Source organism: Flavobacterium amylolyticum (assembly GCF_048284335.1).
Classification (GTDB): Bacteria; Bacteroidota; Bacteroidia; order Flavobacteriales; family Flavobacteriaceae; genus Flavobacterium.
The window spans coordinates 42,763-65,368 of record NZ_JBLVPG010000003.1; the positions used below are offsets into that span (position 1 = coordinate 42,763).

A 22,606-nucleotide genomic window follows, 5' to 3' on the forward strand; every position below is an offset into this window, starting at 1 on the left:
ATTGACTGATACCAACCGAAATACTGTTCTTTTTATATTCCTAACCATCGGAGTTGTTTTCTTGTTTTTAGTTAACATCAGTTTGGGATCGGTTTCTATTCCTTTAAAAGATGTTTTCAATAGCCTTTTAGGAGGAAATGCCAGCAAAGAAACCTGGCAATATATCATTATCAATTACCGCTTACCCAAAGCTATTGCTGCGATACTTGTTGGAATAGGCCTGTCAATCAGCGGATTATTAATGCAAACCTTATTTCGAAATCCATTGGCAGGGCCTTATGTTCTGGGATTAAGTTCAGGTGCGAGCTTAGGAGTAGCAATGGTTATTTTAGGCGCTGCTTTTCTACCTCCGTTTATTGCGACCATTTTACTTTCTTCTTATGGAATTATTTTGGCATCAAGCTTGGGTAGTTTTTTAGTTTTACTAGCCGTTCTGGCCGTTTCTCATCGCTTGCGTGACACTATGGCTATTTTAATTGTTGGACTAATGTTTGGTAGCTTAACGAGTGCCATTGTTGGAACGCTTACGTATTTTAGTACCGCTGAACAATTGCAGAAATTCACTTTTTGGTCCTTGGGAAATCTTGGTGATTTATCATGGACTTCCCTTACCCTTTTATCCCTTTGCGTAACGATTGGTTTATTGTTAAGCCTGTTCAGTATTAAGCCATTAAATTCGTTGCTTCTAGGAGAAAATTATGCCAAAAGCCTGGGGCTAGATTATAAAAAAACGAGACTGATCATCATTTTTGCCACTAGTATTTTAGCAGGTAGTATCACTGCATTTGCTGGTCCCATTGCTTTTGTAGGATTAGCTGTACCACATATCGCAAAATTGGTTTTTCAAACTAGTAATCACAGTATTTTGTTTTGGAGTACCATCCTTTTTGGTGCTATAATAATGTTGGTATGCGATAGCATTTCACAAGTTCCTGGGAGTGATATCACATTACCGATAAATGCGGTGACCTCCATTTTTGGCGCGCCTATTGTCATTTGGCTATTAATTAGGAAACGTAAAATGATGGGATAATGGAAAATAAGATCATCTTACAGGCTACACAAATCAGCATCGGTTATACTGATAAAAAAGGAAGCACTATTGTTTCTTCGGGAATTGATTTATCTTTAGAAAGAGGAAAATTGATAGCGGTTATAGGTGCAAATGGAATTGGAAAATCAACACTTCTCCGGACAATAACTGGTATCCAAAAAACAATCTCTGGAACTGTTTTTCTGAATGGAAAAAACATTCACGAATTAAACGCTTTGACATTAGCACAAAACTTAAGTGTTGTTTTAACCGAAAAATTACCGCCCAGCAATCTGACTGTTTTTGAACTCATCGCGCTGGGCAGACAACCTTATACCAATTGGATCGGAAAACTTACAGATATAGATATTGTAAAAATAAATGAAGCAATGCAACTCACTCAAATTAGTCACTTAGCCGCTAAAAAACATTATGAAATCAGTGACGGACAATTGCAAAAAGTTCTTGTAGCCCGTGCTTTAGCACAAGATACGCCTTTAATTATATTAGATGAACCCACTACCCATCTTGACCTACTGCACAAAGTATCCCTTTTTAAATTACTAAAAAAACTGACACACGAAACAGGAAAATGCATTTTATTTTCTACCCATGATATTGATATGGCCATACAATTGAGTGACGAAATGATTATAATGACACCCGATACTGTTCAACAAGATCAACCATGTCATTTCATTTCAAAGGGAAGTTTCAATACCTTATTCAAAGACGAGCATATTGTTTTCGATGCAGAAAAAGGAAAGTTTACAATTATTTAAATACTGTTTTTAAACGCCCTTCAACAAATTAATACTAACTGTTGCAAAAGCAGCATCCGGAAATCTTCTAAAAAAATTAGCATCAGCGTACAGCCCTGCTTCTGCAGCTACTTTATGCAAAACAGAAATTTCTACTATATATTGATCTGAAAAACCATGTGTGGCATCATAAGCTGTTGCGGCAGTTCTACCTAGATTAGCGGCAGTCAGGCTTGGAGCAATGGTGTGCAATTCAATTATTAACAACCCAAATTTACGAACATACGGAGACCATTTTTTAAAATGTTCTAATAAATTATCCTCAACCAAATTATTATTGATTCGCTCTCCCCTGTGTGAAAATGCTCCTGTAGAATGACTGACTCTCGTTTTGGTTACCTGTTTAGGCATTTCCCAAATGCGGTTGTGGTCTAGAAAGGTTCTTACATTGAGTAAATCTTTCAAATTAATATTATAATTTTCCAGTAAATCATCTGCCAACAAATCCGGCTGACCTATATCGCCCCAAATTACTTTGGCCCAAATATCTGCTTTGATTAAATTAGCCCGGGTTACTTTTAACGCCGCTTGATTATAATCGGCACCAACAAGGAATAAAGGATGGTCATCCAGCATTTTTCCTCGCAAAGTTTGTCTCTCAATTACATTATAAATATGTTCAATAAATGCTCCATTGCCACAACCCATATCTAAGATTCCTTTGGGCTGATCTTCTATGGGTAAATTAAATAATTTAATAATAATCTCATCCACAATTTTAAAATACGTGTCATGTGCGCCTCCGCTGCCCCAAACATTCATTTCCCGGTCTACATGAATTTCATCTTCTCCCTCCGCTACGATTCTAAGTATGTTTGGATTGCCAAAAAGCAGCTCTTCCATTTTACTAAAAGTAGGCAAATAAGAAACTGTCACGCCATAAGCTGTAGCCCTTTTGGCAAAAAATAAACCAATTTCAGTAAACTGATAATTTCCTTTTTTTTGAGTAAACCATCCTAAATGAACAAAGAAATCTAGAATTATTTTGAATTTTTCAGGGGACTTATGAAATTCTTCTGGACGGAAGGAAATCTCCATAAAGTATTTATGAAACATGCCACTCATACCAAGACGAACTAAGGTAGGACCTACCAAACATCCTTCAATATGCGTTAAAATCTGATGCTGAATAGAATTCACCAACGGATCATCAGAAAAAGAAATTTCGTAATTTTCCTTGTATTTTTCAAAAATAATTCGCAAGCGTTCAAAAGGAGCATCCTCGAACAAGCGAGGGTGAAATTGCATCGAAAAATGCAATAAATCAACCACATCTGTATACAAATGAAACAGTGAGAAAGCAGCAGCACTTTTATTGTTGATGCTAAATTTTATTTGATCAGTACTGCTATTAATATCATAATCCATGAATCCTTGGGAACACAAAACACGTAAACCCACGTTGAGATACCCTTCATTCGCTTCGAAATATGAGCTAAGTTCGGCAAGTGTCGCCTCCTTCCGGTCAAGAATATAAGACAGTATTCCCTTTTTATACAATTCATGCGCTACAGGTGCTGTAACTAAACCATCTAAATGTTTGAAAATGGTACTTCTAAGGAGAACTTTATCAATCATAGAATACGTTTTAAAAAAGGAAAAATTCAATTAAATCTGGAATTACCTTCTCAAATATATGAAATTTCAACCATAAAAAAGGTTGCGTTTAAGAATATAAAATTCACAATTTACCTTTTACTTGTTATTTGCCTCTTTGCTTCGCCAATGACAAAAGCCACCGAATTTGCAATATTATAACTTCTAATTAGCGATGACATTGGAATTGTCAGATGATTGGGAAATTCCTTTAAAACAGCTTGACTCAAACCTTTACTCTCTTTTCCAAAAACCAACCAGTCACCATCTTGAAAATCATTCTCCAAATATGATTTTTCAGCATTGGAACTCATCAAGAAAACCCGGGATAAATCTGGAATTTGTGCTTTCCATTCAGCTATATTTTGATATTCTGTCACATCAAGATGCACCCAATAGTCCAAACCAGAACGTTTTAGATTTTTATCATTAATAACAAACCCAAAGGGATGGATTAAATGCAGCCTACTCTCCGTACCTACGCACAATCGACCTATATTTCCGGTATTATTTGGAATCTCAGGTTCTACTAAAACAATGTTCAACATTTTATATTTTATTAAATGATTGAAAAATTAAAAGATTGAAAAATCACCTCCAACCATTTAAACTTCTATGTGAAAATTTTCTACTTTTTTGACCTCTCCAGCTTGCAAATCATTCAGATTTATATTCCCTATACGAACACGAACCAAGCGTAGAGTAGGAAAACCAACAGCTGCCGTCATTTTCCTTACTTGGCGAAACTTCCCTTCATTAACCGTTATTGATGCCCAAGAAGTTGGTCCGTGCCGTTCATCCCTTATTTTTTTTCCTCTAATTCCAAAAGCAGGAATTTCATCAAGCAATGAAGCTTTACAGGGCTTTGTTCTGTATTTAGTCCCGTTAAAACCTATTTCAACCCCTTCTTGCAATTCTTCAATTGCTTTCTGATTAATCATCCCATCAACTTGAACATAGTATTCCTTATCTATTTTCTTACTTCTAATAATTTCGCTCATCATTCCGTCTGTGGTTAAGAACAATAACCCTTCAGAATCCTCGTCAAGACGGCCTATTGCCATTGTTCCTTTAGGAAAATTATACAATTCCCCCAGCAGTTTCTTTTTTCTTTTCAATTCATAAATAAACTGACTCAGATACCCGTAAGGCTTATGAATGATAAAGTGTGAATGAGACATTGAATAATATTATAGTTTAAGCAAAGATACCTTTGTTTTAGCTGCATTTAAAATAGTTGTCTCTAACATTTATCGGCATAATCCAAAAGCTATGTTAAATACTTCTGATAATTTGCTAAAATGATGTAATTTTAAATAAATTACCATTTTTCAATTAAAATTTAAGGATATGGAAAGCAACAATTTAGGTTCAAAAAAGACAAACAATAAGCAAAATATAAACGAGGGATTTAGCGGCGAAAACCTAGCTAAAAATGCAAATCCCGAAGTACCGCATTTAAAATCAGAAATAGAAACTGATAGCGATGGAAATCAAAAAATTGTCAAAAGGGCACGAAATATTGACGGAACTTTAGAACAAAACGAAGGTAGTATTGCTGAAAAATTAAGTTCTGAAACTGCGAAGATCCCCGAAGAGCAAGCAAAAAAAATGATTGAAAATAAAGACCACAACTCGGATATAATTCCCAACCGTTACCCTAATGAACACCCAGACAACAAAAAAAACAGAGGGAATATAACACTAGATGACTAAGTATCAATTTTAATTTTCAATCTTCCAATAAGAAAAAAAGTCTTATTGGAAGATTAACATTCCTCATCTCTAAATTTTAATAACTGATATTTTGAATTTATCAGTAAAAAACTAATTTAAAAAATAATAAATAGTTCTGTAAACTTTTTTAATTATAAAATATTTTCTTTAGGACAATTAATATTTGATTTCTAAAAAATCTTTAAGTAGACTTTTTTACTATTAGAATTTAAACTATTTCTTTTTTAAGTTCTCTTTGAAAAAATCAATCGTCCTAGACCATGATAATGTAGCGGCTTTTTCATCGTATCTGGGAGTTGTATTATTGTGAAAACCATGATTAACTCCCTGATAGAAATAAGCGGTATGTTCAACTTTGTTTTTCTTAAGCACAGCTTCAAAAGCTGGCCATCCTTCATTAACTCGCGTATCTAAACCAGCATAATGCGCCAGAATGGGAGTCTTTATTTTTTCAGCTTCAGCAGCAGTAGGTTGTCCCCCGTAATAAGGAACTGCTGCGCATAAATCTGGAATTCTGACTGCCATCAAATTAGCAATCCAACCACCGAAACAAAATCCTACAACACCAATATGTCCATTACAATTTTTATGGGATTTAAGGAATTTATAGGCTGCAATAAAATCTTCTAGCATTTCTTCACGAGTACGCTTTTTTTGTAATTCTCTACCAGCATCATCATTCCCTGGATAACCACCCAGAGGAGATAGCGCATCTGGAGCCAGAGTGATGAATCCCTCTACAGCCGCTCTTCGTCCTACATCTTCAATATAAGGATTCAGCCCGCGATTTTCATGCACAACAATAATTCCGGGTAATTTTTTTTTGGTACTAGTAGGTAGGGATAACAGTCCTTTAATTATTCCACCACCTTTAGGAGAATTGTAGGTAATAAACTCTGATCTCAACCTTGGATCATCCAATTTTATTAAAATAGAATCTATATAGTTTGGTGTCATAAAGCTGAGCAACGAAGGAAGCGTAAGCGCTCCTACCGCAAACAACGATAGTTTCTCGACGAATTGTCTTCTTTCAATTTTGTTATGGGCATAATCATCATACAAGTCAAACACTTCCTGACTGATGTCTTCTTTGGTTATTTTTTTCATAGCGTTTATTTGATTCAACTAATTTATGCAAAAAAACTATTGTTTTTGCATTAACAGTAATCCAATTTTCGCAACACTTAGGCTTCACCAAACAAAATATAATATAATTGCTATCTTAAAAAAACAGCTCTTTATAACCCCTTAAAAAAGTATCAATAATAAGACTTCGAGGTGTATTGATTTTTTTTCTTCAATGACATTGGAATTAAAATACAATTTACTCCAAATTCATCCGTTAGTTTAACCCTTCTCTCGAAAAAATTGCTCTGTCGTATTATCTTTTGGGATAATAATCAAAGAATCCCTATCGCGATTTTGTAAAATTTAATTTTTATTAGGCCAAAATTATACTCCAATATTATTCAATTCCATTAGAAAGGCTCAGCATCTGAATTACTTCATCGTCACTCACCTGATTGAATTCTTTATAAAAACTACCAACCCCTTTAAAATATTTAGACGCTATCAAATAGATACATTCATCAGCATTTTTCTCAATCACAGATACCACATCATAAGGCAAAACCGGTACAGCAACGATTATTTTTGCGGGATTTTTTTTTCTTAGCATTATTATACTAGCGAGCAAGGTATTACCGGTAGCAATACCATCATCAACTAGAATTATACATTTATTCTCAATAGCAATTCGTTTTCGGTTCCCCCTATACCGTTCGTATTGCTCTTGGAGTAATTTTCTTATTCTAATGATTTCATTATTTACGTACTCTTTAGGAACATCAGGATACTCGTCAATAATCATAGAATCTACGGAGATAGCTCCGATAGCAAATTCTTTGTTATTAGGATGTCCTATTTTTTTGGCAAGTACAATATCCAGAGGAAGTCGTAAGGTATTTGCAATTATATATCCCAAAGGAACACCACCACGAGGAACCGCGAGAATAACGCTATTTGTACCCTGATATTTTTTTAATTTTTCGGATAGTAATAAACCTGCCTCTATTCTATCTTTAAATATTTCGTGATGCATACTCATCTTTTGCATATAATATTTTGCAAATATACTGATTTATAGCACTTTAAAATTTATGTATAGATGGATTTTAAACAAAAAATTTACGAATAAAGCATAAACGTATGCAATTAGTTTTGTCTAATTTTTAAAAAAAATGAACAGTAAAATCACTTCTTTTTTATTAAAGGTTTTTGTTATTTTTACTAGATAATTAATTGATAGCAATAACCGGAATGAAAAATATAAATTCGAGAGCAAAGACAGATACTAATACTGGTTTTGGAACAAACCCGAATAGTTATGGTGGTCGTTTTGTGAATAAAAATGGAACGGCAAATGTAGAGAAAAAAGGAATGCATGTTTTGCATAGGATTAGTTGGTATCATACAATGATTGATATGCCTGCTTGGAAATTTATGCTTATTATTTTATCCTTTTATATTGGAATTAATTTTGTTTTTGCTTCCATTTATTACAGTATAGGAATTGAGCATTTAGATGGTATACATCCTTCTGGATCTAATTTAGTAAAGTTTGGTCAGGCTTATTTTTTTAGTGCTCAAACATTTACTACTGTAGGCTATGGACACATAAGCCCTTCAGGGTTTCTAGCCAGCATGGTTTCTGCTGCTGAAGCCTTATTTGGATTATTGAGTTTTGCAATTGCAACAGGTTTGTTTTTTGGTAGATTTAGTAAACCAACGGCCTTCTTAAAGTTTTCTCACAATGCATTGATTTCACCTTATGGAGAAATCACGGGTTTAATGATTCGAATTACGCCATTTAAGAACACTAATTTTACGGATGCTGAAGCCATAATGACTTTAGGAATGAGTGTGGAAGAAAACGGTACAAAAACTAATAAGTTTTATTCGTTAGAATTAGAATTAGCGCGAATAAATGCTCTTACCCTAAGTTGGACTTTAGTACATCCCATAACAGAAGTTAGCCCTCTTTATAACTTAACCAAAAAAGATTTTGAAACGATTCATGGTGAAATCTTAGTCTTTGTAAAAACTTTTGATGATATGTTTAGTAATACAGTTGCAATTCGTACTTCGTATACTTTTGATGAGGTAATTTATGGTGCAAAATTTGAACCCATGTACGCTAGAAGTACTGATAATTCAAAAACGATACTCAATTTGGATAAATTAAATACCTTTAACAATGTCACTTTAGACTAAAAAAATGATTTGTAAACTATTTGAAACTTTTAAAGGGTTTTTTAATTAAATTTATTTTACATTTGTTTATTAAATTTTAATAAATGATAAACAATATTAAAAACGTGTTCAGCATAAAAGATCTTGAAAATCTTTCAGGAATAAAAGCGCATACCATACGGATTTGGGAGAAAAGATACAACATTCTAGAACCCATGCGTACTGATACTAATATTAGATTGTATGATTTAGTAAGTCTTCAAAAGCTGTTAAATATAACATTGTTACATGATTACGGCTATAAAATTTCAAAAATAGCAACTTATCCACAAGAAAAAATTCCGTCTTTAGTCCGAGAAATAATTTCAAGCAAAACAGCTAAAAGTCACGCAATAAGTGAGCTTAAAATGGCAATGATGAATTTTGATCAAGAGCTATTTTTTAATACTTATAATTGGTTAATAGCTGAGAAATCTTTTAAAGAAATATTCCATCAAGTTTTTATCCCATTGATGAATGAATTGGGCTTGTTATGGCAATCGGACACAATTACTCCAGCCCACGAGCACTTTATTAGTTATTTAATAAAGCAAAAATTATTGATAAATACCGAAAAACTACAAGTTTTAAAGCAAACTAAAGTAGATAAAGTTTTCGTACTCTCTCTTCCTATGAATGAGATTCATGAATTAGGATTGATGTATTTAAATTATGAGATTTTATTACATGGCTACAAAACCATTTATTTAGGCGAAAGTATGCCAATTGATAACCTTAAGGATTTAAAAAAGCATTTCGATTCTATTATTTTTGTATCCTATCTAACTGTGCAACCAGAAAGAGACATTCTAGATGGTTACATCCAAAAAATGAGTGATGAATTGATCGATGAAACTACAAAGTTATGGTATATTGGACGAATGGTTGAGTTTATTAACAAAGAAGGACTTTCTGACAAAATATCAATTTTCAATTCCATTTCTGAATTAGTAGATGAAATTTAGCGTAATCTGTTTAAACATTTTGTATATTTGCTAAACAAATGAAAAAAAATAAAAAAGTCACCATCATAGGCTCTGGATTTTCCGCCTTAGCAGCATCTTGCTATTTAGCACAAAGCGGACATGACGTGACCGTCTATGAAAAAAATGCAACAATCGGTGGAAGAGCAAGACAATTAAAAAGAGACGGCTTTACTTTTGATATGGGTCCAAGTTGGTATTGGATGCCAGATGTATTCGATCGTTTTTTTGCTGATTTTGGTAAAAAAACAACCGATTATTATGAATTGATAAAACTATCTCCTGCTTACAGAGTGTATTATGGAATAGATGATTTTATTACTATAGCCGATAATTTAACGGATATTACACTTGCTTTTGAGGCTATTGAAAAGGGAAGTGGACAAATCCTGAATGAATTTATGGCTGAAGCTAAAAGTAATTATGATATAGCCATTAAAGATTTAGTGTACCGACCTGGCGTTTCTCCTTTGGAACTTATCACAGTTGAAACTACTTTGAAAATAGGTCAATTTTTTAGCAACATTAGTAAAGATGTTCGTAAGAAATTTAAAAATGAGAGGTTAATCCAAATTCTGGAATTTCCAGTTTTATTTCTTGGAGCTAAACCATCCGATACACCTTCGTTTTATAGTTTTATGAATTACGCCGATTTTGGACTTGGAACTTGGCACCCAAAAACAGGAATGTTCGATGTGGTACGAGCAATGGAAAATTTAGCCAAAGAACTGGGAGTTAAATTTCATACAAATTCAAACATTAATAAAATTATAGTTGAAAATAATACGGCTAGAGGGATTGAGGTAAATGGTGAGGTTGTTATTTCGGACTTGATTCTGAGTGGTGCAGATTACCATCACACAGAAACATTATTAGATCAAGAACATCGAGCCTATTCTGAAAAATATTGGGAAAGCAGAGTTTTTGCTCCATCCTCATTATTATTTTATGTTGGCTTTAATAAGAAAATTGATAATATTTCACATCATGCGCTTTTTTTCGATGTAGATTTTAATCAACATGCAAAAGATATTTACGATGAGCCTAAGTGGCCCAACGAGCCTTTGTTTTATGCAAATTTCCCCTCGATTACTGATAAAACTGCAGCTCCTGAAGGAATGGAATCTGGTTTTTTCTTAGTGCCATTGGCTCCTGGAATTACTGATACTGATGCCCTAAGAGAAGAATATTTTGAAAAAATAATGAATCGTTTTGAGAAATTAACAAACCAAAGCATTAAAAATAATATTATATTTAAACAATCATTTTGTAAAAATGATTTTGTCTCAGAATATAATTCGTACAAAGGAAATGCTTATGGTATGGCTAATACCATATTACAAACCGCTTTCTTGAGACCAAAGTTGAAGAGTAAGAAAGTCAAGAACTTGTATTTTACAGGACAATTGACTGTTCCGGGACCTGGAGTTCCACCAGCATTAATTTCTGGAAAATTAGTATCGGAGTTAATTAATAAACAATTTTCAGAACAATAATTATGAAGCAATTATTTGACGATGTATCTTTTAAATGTAGCAAATTAGTTACTAAAAACTACAGTACTTCTTTTTCTATGGCTGTATACATGCTATCGCCCAGTATAAGAAATGCCATCTACAGTATTTATGGATTTGTTCGTTTTGCGGATGAAATCGTAGACACCTTCCATGGGTTCGATAAGGAAGATTTAATAATCGAATTTGAAGAGGAATATTACAAGGCGATTGAAAGAGGCATAAGTTTAAACCCTATCTTAAACTCTTTCCAGCAAACGGTGAAGAAATATAATATCTCTGATGAACTGATTCAGGCTTTTTTAAGGAGTATGAAATTAGATTTAATCAAATCTGATTATGATAGTAAAGAGGACTATGACGCTTACATTTATGGTTCAGCAGATGTAGTGGGATTAATGTGTCTAAAGGTTTTTGTAAATGGTGATATTAAAAGATACGACCAGCTCAAAGAGGAAGCCATGCGGTTGGGATCAGCTTTTCAAAAAGTAAATTTTCTTCGCGATCTCAAAGACGACAATTTAGTATTAAATCGTAACTATTTCCCTGGAGTAGATTTGAATTCCTTCGATGAAAATGCAAAGACGGCAATAATTAATGAAATTGAAGAAGATTTTAGAATAGCCTATCAAGGAATTATAAAGTTACCTATTGAAGCAAAATTTGGAGTATATACTGCTTTTGTGTATTATAAGAAATTACTAAAAAAGTTAGAAAATACTCCTTGTGCTGAAATTGGGAACGCCCGAATTCGAGTCTCTAACTATACAAAAGCCGGATTATTGGCAAAATCTTTTGTGTCGTATAAATTAAAGTTGGTTTAATTATAGCTAGTTTTGAAGGATTTTTTAATTAAATATAGAATAAAATGATATTTTTTTTGATTTTTTTAGGTACTTTTTTAATAATGGAATGTGTGACTTGGTGTACCCATAAATTCGTCATGCACGGTTCAATGTGGTATTTTCATGCGGATCACCACCAACCAAAATATGCGAATGTTTTTGAACGGAATGATATATTTTTCGTGATTTTCGCTATTCCAAGTATTGCTTTATTTTACTTTGGAGTTCAAGGAGGTTTAAATTATAAATTTTTCTTAGGACTTGGAATTATGTTTTACGGCATGTGTTATTTTATGATTCACGATGTTTTAATACACCAACGTTTCAAATGGTTCAAAAATACCCAAAACAAATATTTAATAGGACTTCGTAAAGCACACAAAGTACACCATAAACATTTAGGAAAAGAACACGGAGAATGTTTTGGGATGTTATTTGTTCCTTTCAAGTATTATAAAATATAACGTTTAATTTAGGTGTGACTCACACAAATAGTGGGTCGGGCTATATATTAGGTTTTTATACCTAGCCAAAAAGCAAGATTTAAAAAGAGTTCCAGTATTATTTATCCAGTAAGCTAAATTACTCTACAAGAATATTCTCTCAATACACTACTATGAAAATTTACAAACAAGAAACCATCCAACATGTCAATGCAACTGTAGAACAATGCTGGGCTTTCTTTTCGAATCCAAAAAACCTTCAAAAAATCACACCCGAAGGGATGGGTTTTCAAATCACCGATTTTGATAATAAATCAATGTATGCCGGACAAATAATTCAATATAAAGTGACACCTCTTTTTGGTTTAAATTTATCTTGGATGACTGAAATCACGTTTGTTAAAGAAAATAGTTATTTTATAGACGAGCAGCGTTTTGGACCCTATAGTTTTTGGCACCATAAACATTTTTTTGAGGCTACAGAAGATGGCACAAAAATGACTGATATTGTTCATTATGGATTACCACTTGGTTTTTTAGGGCGAATCATGAATACACTAGTGGTTAAAAATAAATTAAAATCCATTTTTTCCTACCGTGTCGTTAAAGTTGACGAAATGTTTAATGCAAAATAATGAATAAACAACAAGTATCTTTTTTTTGGTTCAGGCGTGATTTGCGTTTAGAAGATAATATTGGATTATTTCATGCTTTACAATCTAAATATCCGGTGATTCCATTGTTCATTTTTGATGACTCGATTTTAGACAATTTAGTCAAAAATGATGCTCGGGTTGGATTTATCCACGAATCCTTATCAAAAATAAATACACAATTACAGGAAATTGGTAGTTCCGTCTTAGTCAAAAAAGGAAAAACCGTGGATGTTTGGACCGCGCTGATACAAGAGTTTGACATCAAGGAAGCCTTCTTCAACAAAGATTACGAGCCCTATGCTATCGCACGTGACACTGTTATTTGTGAGCTTTTAGAAGCTAATACCACTATTTCCTATTCTTTCAAAGACCAAGTTATTTTTGAAGAAAAAGAAATTACAAAAGTGGATGGATTGTCTTACACCGTATATACACCGTTTAAAAACAAATGGTTAGAAAAATATAAGTCATTACAACCCGTTCAAGAATACGATGCTACTAATTTCTTTTCTAATTTTTATAAAAGTGACTTTGTTTTTCCATCTTTGAAAGAAATCGGTTTCGAGCAAAGCAGTATAAAAGTAAAATCTCATAATTTAAAATTTATTCCAAATTACCAAGAGATAAGAGATTTTCCGGCTTTGGACAAAACCTCCTATCTTTCACCACATTTGCGTTTTGGAACCGTTAGTATTCGAAAACTGGTGAATTGGGCATTTCATAAAAACGATGTCTTTTTGAGTGAATTAATTTGGAGAGAATTCTTCATGCAAATTTTATTTAGTTTCCCAAAAGTCGTTACCCAAAACTTCAAATCGGCGTATGACGGAATTGAGTGGCGCAATAATGAAGATGATTTTAAACGATGGTGCTCTGGAACTACCGGTTATCCCATGGTTGACGCCGGAATGCGACAATTGAACGAAACTGGATACATGCACAACAGGGTCCGAATGGTAGTGGCGAGCTTTTTATGCAAACATTTATTGATTCAATGGCAGTGGGGTGAAGCCTATTTTGCAGAAAAATTATTGGATTATGAATTGTCTGCTAATGTAGGGAATTGGCAATGGGCAGCAGGAACCGGTTGCGATGCAGCTCCTTATTTTCGCGTTTTCAATCCGGAGATTCAACAAAAAAAATTCGACGAAAAAGCACTTTATATCCGCAAATGGATCAAAGAATTTGATCTAGGATATGGAAAACCTATGGTGGAACATGCTATGGCTCGAGATAGGGCAATTGCTACATACAAAGCGGGGATTTTGAAATAATCTTAAAAAAATCAACATCTAAGAAATGTAAGCTCATTTAAGTGGGGAATTTAATTCATATTATCCTAAAAACAGGCCTTAATTTAGAAGCAACTTCTGAGATTTTAAAGTAAATAAACCCAAAAAATTTAAATTAAATGTACCAATCTAATTTAAAACGCATCTGTTTTTTATTTCAAATGAGTAAAAATTTTATTCTGTAAAAATTTAGTAATCAAAACTACAACCAAATTAAATTGATTAAAACAATTTAAAAATAACAACAATTATTTAATCAATTTCTTCAGCATTCCCTCAAAAATAAAACCATGAAAAGGTAAAACAGAATACCAATATAATTTACCTAAAAAACCTCTAGGTCTGAATGTCGCAGATTGATAAAGAGTATTGTTGATAATTTTAAATTCTAACCATGCCTCCCCTGGCAGCTTCATTTCGGCAAATAAAATTAGTTTCCCCTCTTCTTTATTGGCATGCAAAACACGCCAAAAATCCAACGCATCTCCAGAATGAATATCGTGTCGGTTAGTTCTTCCTCTTCTAGAACCTACACCACCGTATAATTTGTCGATAAAACCGCGTAAATCCCATAACCAATCCCCATAATACCAACCCGTATCTCCACCAATGGACCAAATTCTACTAATTGTAAAATCACGGTCTATGATTTCCATTTTTCGTCTATCGATGTAACAATCTTTTTTAGGAACTTTTAAATACTCTGACATATTGCTATTAAAACGCCCACTGATTAAGGAATCTTTCCAGCTAGAAGCTACTTTGTCTTCGTCTACTTTTATCAGAGCTCTGGAAAGCGCTTGCTTATAAGTCATGGGTTGCAGTTGCAATAATTCATTGATTTTATGATTTTTGCAAACTACTTCAACTTTCATGCTACTAACCAATGCTGAGGCGAGTTTATATGATGTTGAAGTGACAAAATACAGCCAATACGACGATAATTTTGGAGTCATTATGGGAACCGTAAAAATCCATCTTTTTAAATTCTTAGCTGCTGCATAACCCAAAAGCATTTCCTTGTACGTTAAAATATCAGGACCACCAATATCAAAACTCTGATTGTAAGTAACCGGATTTAATAATGATTTGGATAGAAAATCGAGTACATCTGGAATCGCAATTGGTTGGCACTTAGTATTGAGCCATTTAGGAGCAATCATAATCGGAAGTTTATTGACTAAATCCCGAATGATTTCAAATGAAGCACTCCCGGATCCAACAATAATTCCTGCTCTGAGGGTGGTTGTGGCAAAAGTCCCTGTGTTTAAAATTTCTTCTACTTTTTTTCTGGAAGATAAATGCTTCGATAAGGATTTATCATTTACAATTCCACTTAAATAAATGACTTGTTTCGCTTTCGTTTCATTTAATCGCTGTACGAAATTACGTGCAGAGAGGCTTTCTAACTCATCAAAATTATCTGAAGATCCTGACATGGAATGCATTAAGTAATAAGCCGCATCAATTTCATTTGGAATAACTGTTACTGTTTCTTGTTTCAGAAAATCAACTTCTATGACAGTCACATTTTTTTGAAATTCTACAGGACAATAAAACCTGTTTTTATCTCTCACGCAGCAAATCACATCGTGTCCTTGTTGTACCAGCATGGGTAAAAGTCGCTTTCCGATATAACCTGTTGCACCTGTTAAGAGAATTTTCATCGTTTATTTTTTTTTGTTTAAAAGCGCAAAGGCACTGAATTTATAACTTTAATTTCTAAAGTATTTTTTTGTGTCTTTGCGCCCTTATGCCATTTTTAATATGTTTTCTTAGTTAATTATTGTTTAAAATTAACTCAATTTATTAGACACTAAACTTATAAATTCTTTTCTTGTTTTATCTTTCTCAAAAGCACCCGTAAAAGAGGATGTCGTAGTAACTGAATTTTGTTTTTGAATGCCTCGCATTTGCATGCACATATGCTGTGCTTCAATTACTACAGCAACACCAAGTGGGTTAAGAGCTTCTTGAATGCAATTCTTAATTTGGTCTGTCAACCGTTCTTGTACTTGCATTCTTCTTGCAAAAGCATCCACCACCCTGGGAATTTTACTTAAACCTACAATTTTGCCATTTGGAATGTAAGCTACATGCGCTTTTCCAAAAAAAGGCAACATATGATGCTCACACATGGAGTACACTTCAATATCTTTAACAACAATCATTTGTTGGTGATCCTCAGTAAACATTGCCGATTTAAGGATCTCCAAAGGATCTAATCCATAACCATGGGTCAAATATTGCATCGCCTTAGCTACACGTTCCGGTGTTTTTTCCAGACCTTCTCGGGTTACATCTTCACCTAAATTGTATATTATAGATTTATAATTATCCGCTAAAGAGGCTGTTATTTCTGTGTCGTATTGTTCAATTTTCTCGTAACTTTTCATTTCTTTTATCATTATATGCTGTCTTTCAGTTTTAAATATTATTTATTAGATTTTAAAGGTCACTATTCCGTAATCCATTTCGAACACCTGACCTGAAATAGATTTGGCATTTTCTGAGATTAGGAAATTTGTCATATTTGCCACTTCTTCGGGCTTTAAATACCCTTTCATTGGATGGCGCTCTACCATATTTTCTTTCATTCTATCGTTTCTCAAAATACCGGCTGATAAGGTTGTTTCTGTAATGGTAGGGGCAATTGCATTTATTCTTATTACAGCTGCTAATTCTGCCCCAAGAGATTTCACAAGACCTTCTACACCCGCTTTTGCTGTAGCGATACTTGCATGAAATGGCATGCCTAATTTTGCGGCCACTGTACTAAACAAAATTATTGAAGGATCTGTGCCTTTCTTGAGAACAGGTAAATACTTTTGGATAACTTTTACAGCGCCAATAACATTAATTTCAAAATCATTTCTAAAATCATCAATGCTAAGGCTACCAATTGGTTTCAAATTGATGGAACCGGGGCAGTAAATTATCGTATCTATATTCTCTATATCTGGGAGCGTATCCTGTAAAACATCTATAGGAAAATGTTTCAAATTGGGATGTGTACTATCCGGTGCATTTCTGCTAATGTTGTACACCAAATTTGTTTCTAATTGTTGCACCAAAATGGCATTCCCAATTCCTTTGCTACCACCAATGATTACTATGTTTTTCATTTTATTATGTTATTTAACTGTTGACTATACACTCAGTACTGCTTTTAACGCTTAGAAATCTTATTATTATTAATCTGTCTTTGCATCGTGCATTTAAAACGTCCTTCACGAAAATCTCTTAATTTTTCATGCTTTGTTTTTCGACCCTGAACTCTTTCACGCCACATTCTAAAACTAGAGGGTTTCATTTCGGTGCGCATTAAGTCAATCACCTCTTGTTCTTTTAATCCAAATTGCAATAAGATGGCATCAAAAGTGGTTCGGTCCTCCCATGCCATTTCAATGATACGATCTTTGTCTATATCGGTAAGCGCTGTTTTTATAGTCATGGAATTTATTTTTAATTGAAATTACTATTGATTCTTAAATTATTATTGAAGCATTATTCGCTATCGCCAATATCAGCCATTGTATGCAACTTTAGGATGCGGGAACTTTCCTCTTTTACTAACGGATTTTTTTTCATGTTCCATAAAAAATCACTTGCAAATTTTCGTGTTCGTTCCATGTTTATAATTGGTTTTGGATAATTAACTCCAACTTCAAAATCATTAAACTTCTGGTCTAAATACGTCATTTTATATGGTTCATGAACAAATGCCCTTGGTAATTCACTCAATTCCGGCACCCATTTTTTTATAAATTCACCCTCCGGATCGTGTTCGTAGCTGTTTTTTATTGGATTATAAATACGCAACATATTAATTCCAGTTTCACCAGCCTGCATTTGCAATTGCGGAAAATGAATTCCAGGTTCAAAATCCAAAAACATTTGTGATAAATGTTGCGTGGCTTCCTGCCATGGCTGCCATAAATTATGTGTAAAAAACGAGACTAACATTGCCCGCATTCTAAAGTTCAAATAGCCCGTTTCGTTCAAGCAACGCATCGAAGCGTCAATTAATGGAAAACCCGTTTGTCCGGTTTTCCATGCTTCGATATAATTTTCATTGACTTTCTTTTTTAAAGAATGAAACCCTTTATTCACACTTTCAAATTCCATAATTTCTTCCATTTCAAATTTTTGGATGAAGTGAGCTTGCCAAGTCAGTCTGGAAACAAAAGAATCTATTTGTTTTTTATTGGTACACGTCAGTCTAAAGGTTGCCGCTTTTTGCAAAACTTGTCTGGAGGATAAATTTCCCCAAGCAATATAAGGTGATAATCTACTGCAACTTCTTCTTGCCAATAATGGTTTTGAAATATGTGAACTGTAATTATGATAGCGCTCTTCAAAGAAGGATTCTAAATACTTCCCCGCCATTGTAATACCGCCTTTTTGAAAAACAGCATCAGGAAAAGTTACTAGACTTGTTTTTTCTAATACTTTTTCGAGTTCGGTTATTGCTTGAATATCAAGAAAATTTTCTGGCTTGGAATCAAAAATAAATGGTGGCTCATTCATGTATTTTTCCCAATTAGAAACCCAACTTGTTCTATTTCTTAGAGCTCTAAAAATACCATTATTAATATTTTCAACCCAATTAATTTGATTATTCTTGCAAAATCTTTTAAATGTTTTATCTCTTTCGTATGTGATTTTTAAACCAGTTTCCTGATGTGAAAAAACAGAATCTATTTTATAGGTTTCTTGAATCGTATTGAATACCTGTAATACTTCAGACGACACACTTAAAACATGGGTGTTTGAGTATTCTAATCGTTTATTTATGTCTACAAGGGATTGCTTGATAAAGTTCCAATGCCTTTTGTTGTAATGCGAATCGTTCTCTAACGATTTTTCGAATACATAAAGCAATAGTGTAGGTGTGCCAGTTTTTGTGGCATTAAAAATTGCTTCGTTATCTTGCAAACGAAGGTCTCTTTTAAACCAAACAATATTGATATGTTTTTTATTTGTATTCATCAAATTTTTAAAATAATTGTTGTTGCAACCATAATTTCTGGAACTTTGAATGTCCATCGTAATTAGCAGCTTGTGTCTTAATATTGAATTTTCGATCTCTTGGATCGTTTCCAACTCCCGAAACATACATCCAATTACCATAATTACTGTGCACATCATAATCAACTAGCATCGCTTCAAAATACGCTGCTCCTATGCGCCAGTCTAACAATAAATTTTTAGCAAAATAAGAGGCTACATTTTGTCTTCCCCTGTTGCTCATCCACCCCGTTTCTAACAGCTCTACCATATTAGCATTAACAAAAGGTTCTTCTGTAGTCCCTTTTATCCAATTATTTATAGCTGACTGGTTAGTTTTCCAATCGTATTTCTTGTCTAAAATTCCTCCTATCTTAAAAATAGAATTTCCATTTTTAATTGAAACGTATTTAAAATAATCCCTCCAAATTAATTCAAAAACCAACCAATACGTCGAATCATTTTTATCGACTTCTTGTTCATATTTAATAATTTCCCAATAAATTGTTTTAGCCGATATACAACCGTTTGCCAGCCAAGGAGAAAATTTCGAACTAAAATCCGCTCCAATCAATCCGTTACGGGTCAATTTATAGACACTCAATTTTTTGGTTTCCCAAAAATAATGTGACAGTCTTTGCATTGCGGTATCTTCACCGCCATGAAAAGGGAAAGCCGTTCTCGAATCCATTTCAAAATCAACAAATCCCAATGTTTGTATCGTAGGAATTGCAGTTCCATTTAGTGACCAATTTTCTTTAGACAACGCTTCAACTTTAAATTCAGGTCTGACTTTCGTCAATTTTTCACACTGATTCCTGAATTGTGTAAAAACATTTGGAATTGATTCAATTGCAAATGGAATATCTTCAGGATGAAATAAGAACTGGTTGTAACTCGCCTTGAAAGCTATTAAAGGAGAAACTTTTGCTTGTGTGCGTTCAAATACTTTTAGCTCTTCACTGGTCCATTCTTCTTGCAGGTACACAGAATTAATAGCATTTGAAGTAATTATTTCCGGAATACAATCTTCTGGTTTACCGTAATAAACGAAAAACGGAATATTCAATTTTTCTAGATTTTCTTTTAAAGCTGTAACTGATTCAATAAGAAATTTGGCCCGAAATTTTTCTGTTTTTTTAAAACCGAAATTGGTTTGCTCAAAATGTCTTGGATCAAAACAATATACAGCGATTACGCTGTCATTTTCAAACACAGCATTGGCTAATGAGGCGTTATCATGGACCCTCAAATCATTCCTAAACCAAACTAATCCTTTTTGTTTCTTCTGCATTTTTCACTACAATATTTAACTTCATCCCAAACTTTTTCCCATTTTTTCCGCCAACTAAATGGCCGGTTGCAAACCAAACACATTTTTGAGGGCAGGTTTTGTTTTTTCATTAGTTGTATTTCTCATATTGATTAACGAGTATACTTGCTTTTAAATCGAACATCAAATTATATAATCCAAAAAAAGTTCTGTTCATATAAATAAAATGTTTAGAACCTCGATTCCCATTCATTTTTCTGAGATTAGTATCTTTTGAAAAACGTTCCCCTAACTGTGCAATACTTTCAAAAAAAGTTTCATCTGAAAAATCAAAGGTTTCCTCTTGAAAAGGTTTTGTAAATAAGGACAACAAATCATGGAACATCTCAGTGAAATATAGTATTTCTTCATTAGAATCGTCATTTCTCAGAATTTCCAATTCAAATAGTTTAGCATTAAACATTTTGGGATCATTAATAACTTTTTTATCAATTAATTCAAAATATGGTGTGTAAAAATCATTAGGAATTTGTTTCATACAACCAAAATCCAATGCTACTAACTGATTTTTATCGTTAACCAAGAAATTACCGGGATGAGGATCAGCATGTACTTTTTTCAAAATATGTATTTGATACATATAGAAATCCCATAAAGCCTGACCAACACTATTGGCAACGTCCTGATCTCTATTTTTCTTAGTGAACTCTGAGAGATGAATTCCCGTCATCCAGTCCATAGTAATAATTTTCTCTGAAGAATATTTAGGATAGTAAATGGGGAAAAGTAGATTTTCAATTTTTTTGCATGATTCTACTACCTCTTGACTTTGTTTCAATTCCAATAAATAATTAGTTTCCTCGATTAACTTGTCTTCTACCTCTTTAAAATATTTATCAGAATCTTTTCCTTTCAGGTTAAACATTCTAATGGCAATAGGTTTAACCATGGCTAAATCAGATGAGATGCTATTTGCCACTCCAGGATATTGAATTTTCACTGCTAATTTTTTCCCATCTTTCATCGCAACATGCACTTGCCCAATGCTAGCCGCATTTAACGAGGTTGCATTGAATTCGTCAAAAATCTCATACGGTGTTTTCCCAAAATTTGTTTTAAATGTTTTTAACACTAATGGTGCGGAAAGTGGTGGAACAGAAAACTGAGACAATGAGAATTTTTCTACATACGCCTGTGGCAAAAAGCTTTTATCCATACTTAGCATCTGCGCTACTTTTAAAGCACTGCCTTTCAAACTTTTCAATCCATCATAAATATCCTCAGCATTGTCTTCATTCAATTTATCACGTGTTAAATCATAATTAACCATCTTTTCGCCATAATATTTGAGATAATTTACGCCAACTTTAGCCCCAGTTTGTACTAGTTTTGTGGCTCTTTCAATTTTTGATGTAGGAATGTAGTCTATGGTTTTCATTACTTGTTGTATATTTTTTCTTTGAAAATGAATTTTCCAAAGTCGATTAAGCTGTCAATTGGGGCGATATTCATTAATTCGAAAGTTACTTTTACTGATTTTTCAATGTAAATATCTGTTTTCTCAAATGCAGGAGATGAATCATCCAACCAGAATTTCAAGGTCAATAAAAGTTGTATCCATGACGCTTCTTGAAAGGTTTTTTCTTGAAAATTTTGAAGCTTCTCTTGCTGCGTTCTAAAATCATCTGAAATAATTTCTGTCAAGAAATTTTTAAAACTATTTCTCAGACCAGAAAGTTGCATTAATTTTTTCAACTGATTGTTATGTTCTTTCAAGATAAGCACCACATAACTCCTATTAGCAGTCAATATTTCAAAGAAAGTAAAGTAAAAACTTAACATCTTACTTTTCATATCATACATCTCGTACTCTTTGTTTTTATTTAATAAGTCTACGGTTTTCTCAATAAACATTTTAAAAATTTCTTTTTCAATGCTTTCAATTGTTCCAAAAAAAGCATAAAATTCCGTTTCTGTAAAATTATTGATTTTGGTAAAATGATATACTGATTTTGGTTTTTCACTATGATCAAGTACATAATCCATATACATCGAAACTATTTTGTCTTTTGTTATTGTTGTTTTTTTAGTAGCCATTTTTGATGTGTTTCA

At 33.2% G+C, this 22,606-nt stretch carries 24 protein-coding genes; 10 read left to right on the top strand and 14 right to left on the bottom strand.

Translation table 11 applies throughout. The features are described from left to right. The first annotated feature begins 1 nt into the window (after nucleotide 1). A complete protein-coding gene (locus ACNQF9_RS11040) occupies nucleotides 2-1,033 on the top strand; it encodes a FecCD family ABC transporter permease (RefSeq protein ID WP_417960521.1) in 1,032 nt (343 codons plus the stop codon). Beyond that, a complete protein-coding gene (locus ACNQF9_RS11045; RefSeq protein WP_417960523.1) occupies nucleotides 1,033-1,815 on the top strand; it encodes an ABC transporter ATP-binding protein in 783 nt (260 codons plus the stop codon). The genes ACNQF9_RS11040 and ACNQF9_RS11045 overlap by 1 nt, the downstream gene beginning before the upstream one ends. Nucleotides 1,816-1,824: 9 nt before the next feature. On the opposite strand, the gene ACNQF9_RS11050 is transcribed toward ACNQF9_RS11045, so the two are convergent. The 3 genes from ACNQF9_RS11050 to ACNQF9_RS11060 all read right to left on the bottom strand — a co-directional run bounded on the left by ACNQF9_RS11050 (nucleotide 1,825) and on the right by ACNQF9_RS11060 (nucleotide 4,631). Next, a complete protein-coding gene (locus tag ACNQF9_RS11050) occupies nucleotides 1,825-3,432 on the bottom strand; it encodes a class I SAM-dependent methyltransferase (protein WP_417960525.1) in 1,608 nt (535 codons plus the stop codon). 110 nt (nucleotides 3,433-3,542) lie between these two features. After that, complete coding sequence (locus ACNQF9_RS11055) at nucleotides 3,543-3,998, bottom strand: tRNA (cytidine(34)-2'-O)-methyltransferase (protein ID WP_417960527.1); 456 nt, start codon at nucleotides 3,996-3,998, stop codon at nucleotides 3,543-3,545. A 57-nt stretch (nucleotides 3,999-4,055) separates the two neighbouring features. After that, the gene (locus ACNQF9_RS11060) at nucleotides 4,056-4,631 is read right to left on the bottom strand and encodes a pseudouridine synthase (RefSeq protein ID WP_417960529.1); all 576 of its coding nucleotides are present in this window, start codon (nucleotides 4,629-4,631) and stop codon (nucleotides 4,056-4,058) included. 169 nt (nucleotides 4,632-4,800) lie between these two features. Here ACNQF9_RS11060 and ACNQF9_RS11065 point away from each other — a divergent pair, with 169 nt between their 5' ends. Beyond that, entirely contained in the window at nucleotides 4,801-5,166 is a 366-nt protein-coding gene (locus ACNQF9_RS11065) for a hypothetical protein (RefSeq protein WP_417990236.1), read from the top strand. 234 nt (nucleotides 5,167-5,400) lie between these two features. On the opposite strand, the gene ACNQF9_RS11070 is transcribed toward ACNQF9_RS11065, so the two are convergent. Beyond that, nucleotides 5,401-6,294 carry a dienelactone hydrolase family protein gene (locus ACNQF9_RS11070; RefSeq protein ID WP_417960533.1) on the bottom strand — a complete coding sequence of 298 codons (894 nt, stop codon included), beginning with the start codon at nucleotides 6,292-6,294 and terminating at the stop codon, nucleotides 5,401-5,403. Between the two features lie 358 nt (nucleotides 6,295-6,652). Then, complete coding sequence (locus tag ACNQF9_RS11075) at nucleotides 6,653-7,288, bottom strand: phosphoribosyltransferase (protein WP_417960535.1); 636 nt, start codon at nucleotides 7,286-7,288, stop codon at nucleotides 6,653-6,655. A gap of 218 nt (nucleotides 7,289-7,506) precedes the next feature. Between ACNQF9_RS11075 and ACNQF9_RS11080 the strand changes: the two genes are divergently transcribed. The 7 genes from ACNQF9_RS11080 (at nucleotide 7,507) to ACNQF9_RS11110 (ending at nucleotide 14,193) form a co-directional block, all read left to right on the top strand. Then, nucleotides 7,507-8,460 (top strand): ion channel, encoded by a 954-nt coding sequence (locus ACNQF9_RS11080; protein WP_417960537.1) that lies wholly within the window; start codon nucleotides 7,507-7,509, stop codon nucleotides 8,458-8,460. Nucleotides 8,461-8,543: 83 nt separating this feature from the next. After that, nucleotides 8,544-9,443, top strand: coding sequence for a MerR family transcriptional regulator (locus ACNQF9_RS11085; protein WP_417960539.1), 900 nt, complete (start codon nucleotides 8,544-8,546; stop codon nucleotides 9,441-9,443). A 38-nt stretch (nucleotides 9,444-9,481) separates the two neighbouring features. Beyond that, nucleotides 9,482-10,957, top strand: a complete 1,476-nt coding sequence (locus ACNQF9_RS11090; RefSeq protein ID WP_417960541.1) for a phytoene desaturase family protein — start codon at nucleotides 9,482-9,484, stop codon at nucleotides 10,955-10,957. 2 nt (nucleotides 10,958-10,959) lie between these two features. Then, nucleotides 10,960-11,799 carry a phytoene/squalene synthase family protein gene (locus ACNQF9_RS11095; RefSeq protein WP_417960543.1) on the top strand — a complete coding sequence of 280 codons (840 nt, stop codon included), beginning with the start codon at nucleotides 10,960-10,962 and terminating at the stop codon, nucleotides 11,797-11,799. A gap of 44 nt (nucleotides 11,800-11,843) precedes the next feature. Further along, nucleotides 11,844-12,284 carry a sterol desaturase family protein gene (locus ACNQF9_RS11100; protein WP_417960545.1) on the top strand — a complete coding sequence of 147 codons (441 nt, stop codon included), beginning with the start codon at nucleotides 11,844-11,846 and terminating at the stop codon, nucleotides 12,282-12,284. A 152-nt stretch (nucleotides 12,285-12,436) separates the two neighbouring features. Further along, nucleotides 12,437-12,898, top strand: a complete 462-nt coding sequence (locus ACNQF9_RS11105) for an SRPBCC family protein (protein WP_417960547.1) — start codon at nucleotides 12,437-12,439, stop codon at nucleotides 12,896-12,898. Then, nucleotides 12,898-14,193, top strand: a complete 1,296-nt coding sequence (locus ACNQF9_RS11110) for a cryptochrome/photolyase family protein (RefSeq protein WP_417990237.1) — start codon at nucleotides 12,898-12,900, stop codon at nucleotides 14,191-14,193. The genes ACNQF9_RS11105 and ACNQF9_RS11110 overlap by 1 nt, the downstream gene beginning before the upstream one ends. Before the next feature lie 266 nt (nucleotides 14,194-14,459). Here the strand turns inward: ACNQF9_RS11110 and ACNQF9_RS11115 are convergent, their stop codons facing one another. The 9 genes from ACNQF9_RS11115 to ACNQF9_RS11155 all read right to left on the bottom strand — a co-directional run bounded on the left by ACNQF9_RS11115 (nucleotide 14,460) and on the right by ACNQF9_RS11155 (nucleotide 22,591). Further along, nucleotides 14,460-15,878: an SDR family oxidoreductase gene (locus tag ACNQF9_RS11115; RefSeq protein ID WP_417960551.1), complete on the bottom strand. Its 1,419-nt coding sequence runs from the start codon at nucleotides 15,876-15,878 to the stop codon at nucleotides 14,460-14,462. A 129-nt stretch (nucleotides 15,879-16,007) separates the two neighbouring features. Next, entirely contained in the window at nucleotides 16,008-16,619 is a 612-nt protein-coding gene (folE, locus tag ACNQF9_RS11120; RefSeq protein ID WP_417960553.1) for a GTP cyclohydrolase I FolE, read from the bottom strand. 33 nt (nucleotides 16,620-16,652) lie between these two features. Continuing rightward, complete coding sequence (locus tag ACNQF9_RS11125; RefSeq protein ID WP_417990238.1) at nucleotides 16,653-17,336, bottom strand: SDR family NAD(P)-dependent oxidoreductase; 684 nt, start codon at nucleotides 17,334-17,336, stop codon at nucleotides 16,653-16,655. 44 nt (nucleotides 17,337-17,380) lie between these two features. Then, a complete protein-coding gene (locus ACNQF9_RS11130; protein ID WP_417960557.1) occupies nucleotides 17,381-17,665 on the bottom strand; it encodes a TIGR03643 family protein in 285 nt (94 codons plus the stop codon). A 53-nt stretch (nucleotides 17,666-17,718) separates the two neighbouring features. Next, nucleotides 17,719-19,203: a cryptochrome/deoxyribodipyrimidine photo-lyase family protein gene (locus ACNQF9_RS11135; protein WP_417960559.1), complete on the bottom strand. Its 1,485-nt coding sequence runs from the start codon at nucleotides 19,201-19,203 to the stop codon at nucleotides 17,719-17,721. A 7-nt stretch (nucleotides 19,204-19,210) separates the two neighbouring features. Then, a complete protein-coding gene (locus ACNQF9_RS11140) occupies nucleotides 19,211-20,515 on the bottom strand; it encodes a DASH family cryptochrome (RefSeq protein ID WP_417960561.1) in 1,305 nt (434 codons plus the stop codon). Then, a complete protein-coding gene (locus ACNQF9_RS11145) occupies nucleotides 20,491-20,625 on the bottom strand; it encodes a DUF2256 domain-containing protein (RefSeq protein ID WP_417960563.1) in 135 nt (44 codons plus the stop codon). Before ACNQF9_RS11145 ends, ACNQF9_RS11140 begins: the two co-directional genes overlap by 25 nt. After that, a complete protein-coding gene (locus ACNQF9_RS11150; protein ID WP_417960565.1) occupies nucleotides 20,625-21,932 on the bottom strand; it encodes an ABC1 kinase family protein in 1,308 nt (435 codons plus the stop codon). Before ACNQF9_RS11150 ends, ACNQF9_RS11145 begins: the two co-directional genes overlap by 1 nt. Beyond that, on the bottom strand, nucleotides 21,932-22,591 hold the full coding sequence (locus tag ACNQF9_RS11155; RefSeq protein WP_417960567.1) for a TetR family transcriptional regulator C-terminal domain-containing protein: 660 nt from the start codon (nucleotides 22,589-22,591) through the stop codon (nucleotides 21,932-21,934). The genes ACNQF9_RS11150 and ACNQF9_RS11155 overlap by 1 nt, the downstream gene beginning before the upstream one ends. Between the last annotated feature and the right edge of the window lie 15 nt (nucleotides 22,592-22,606).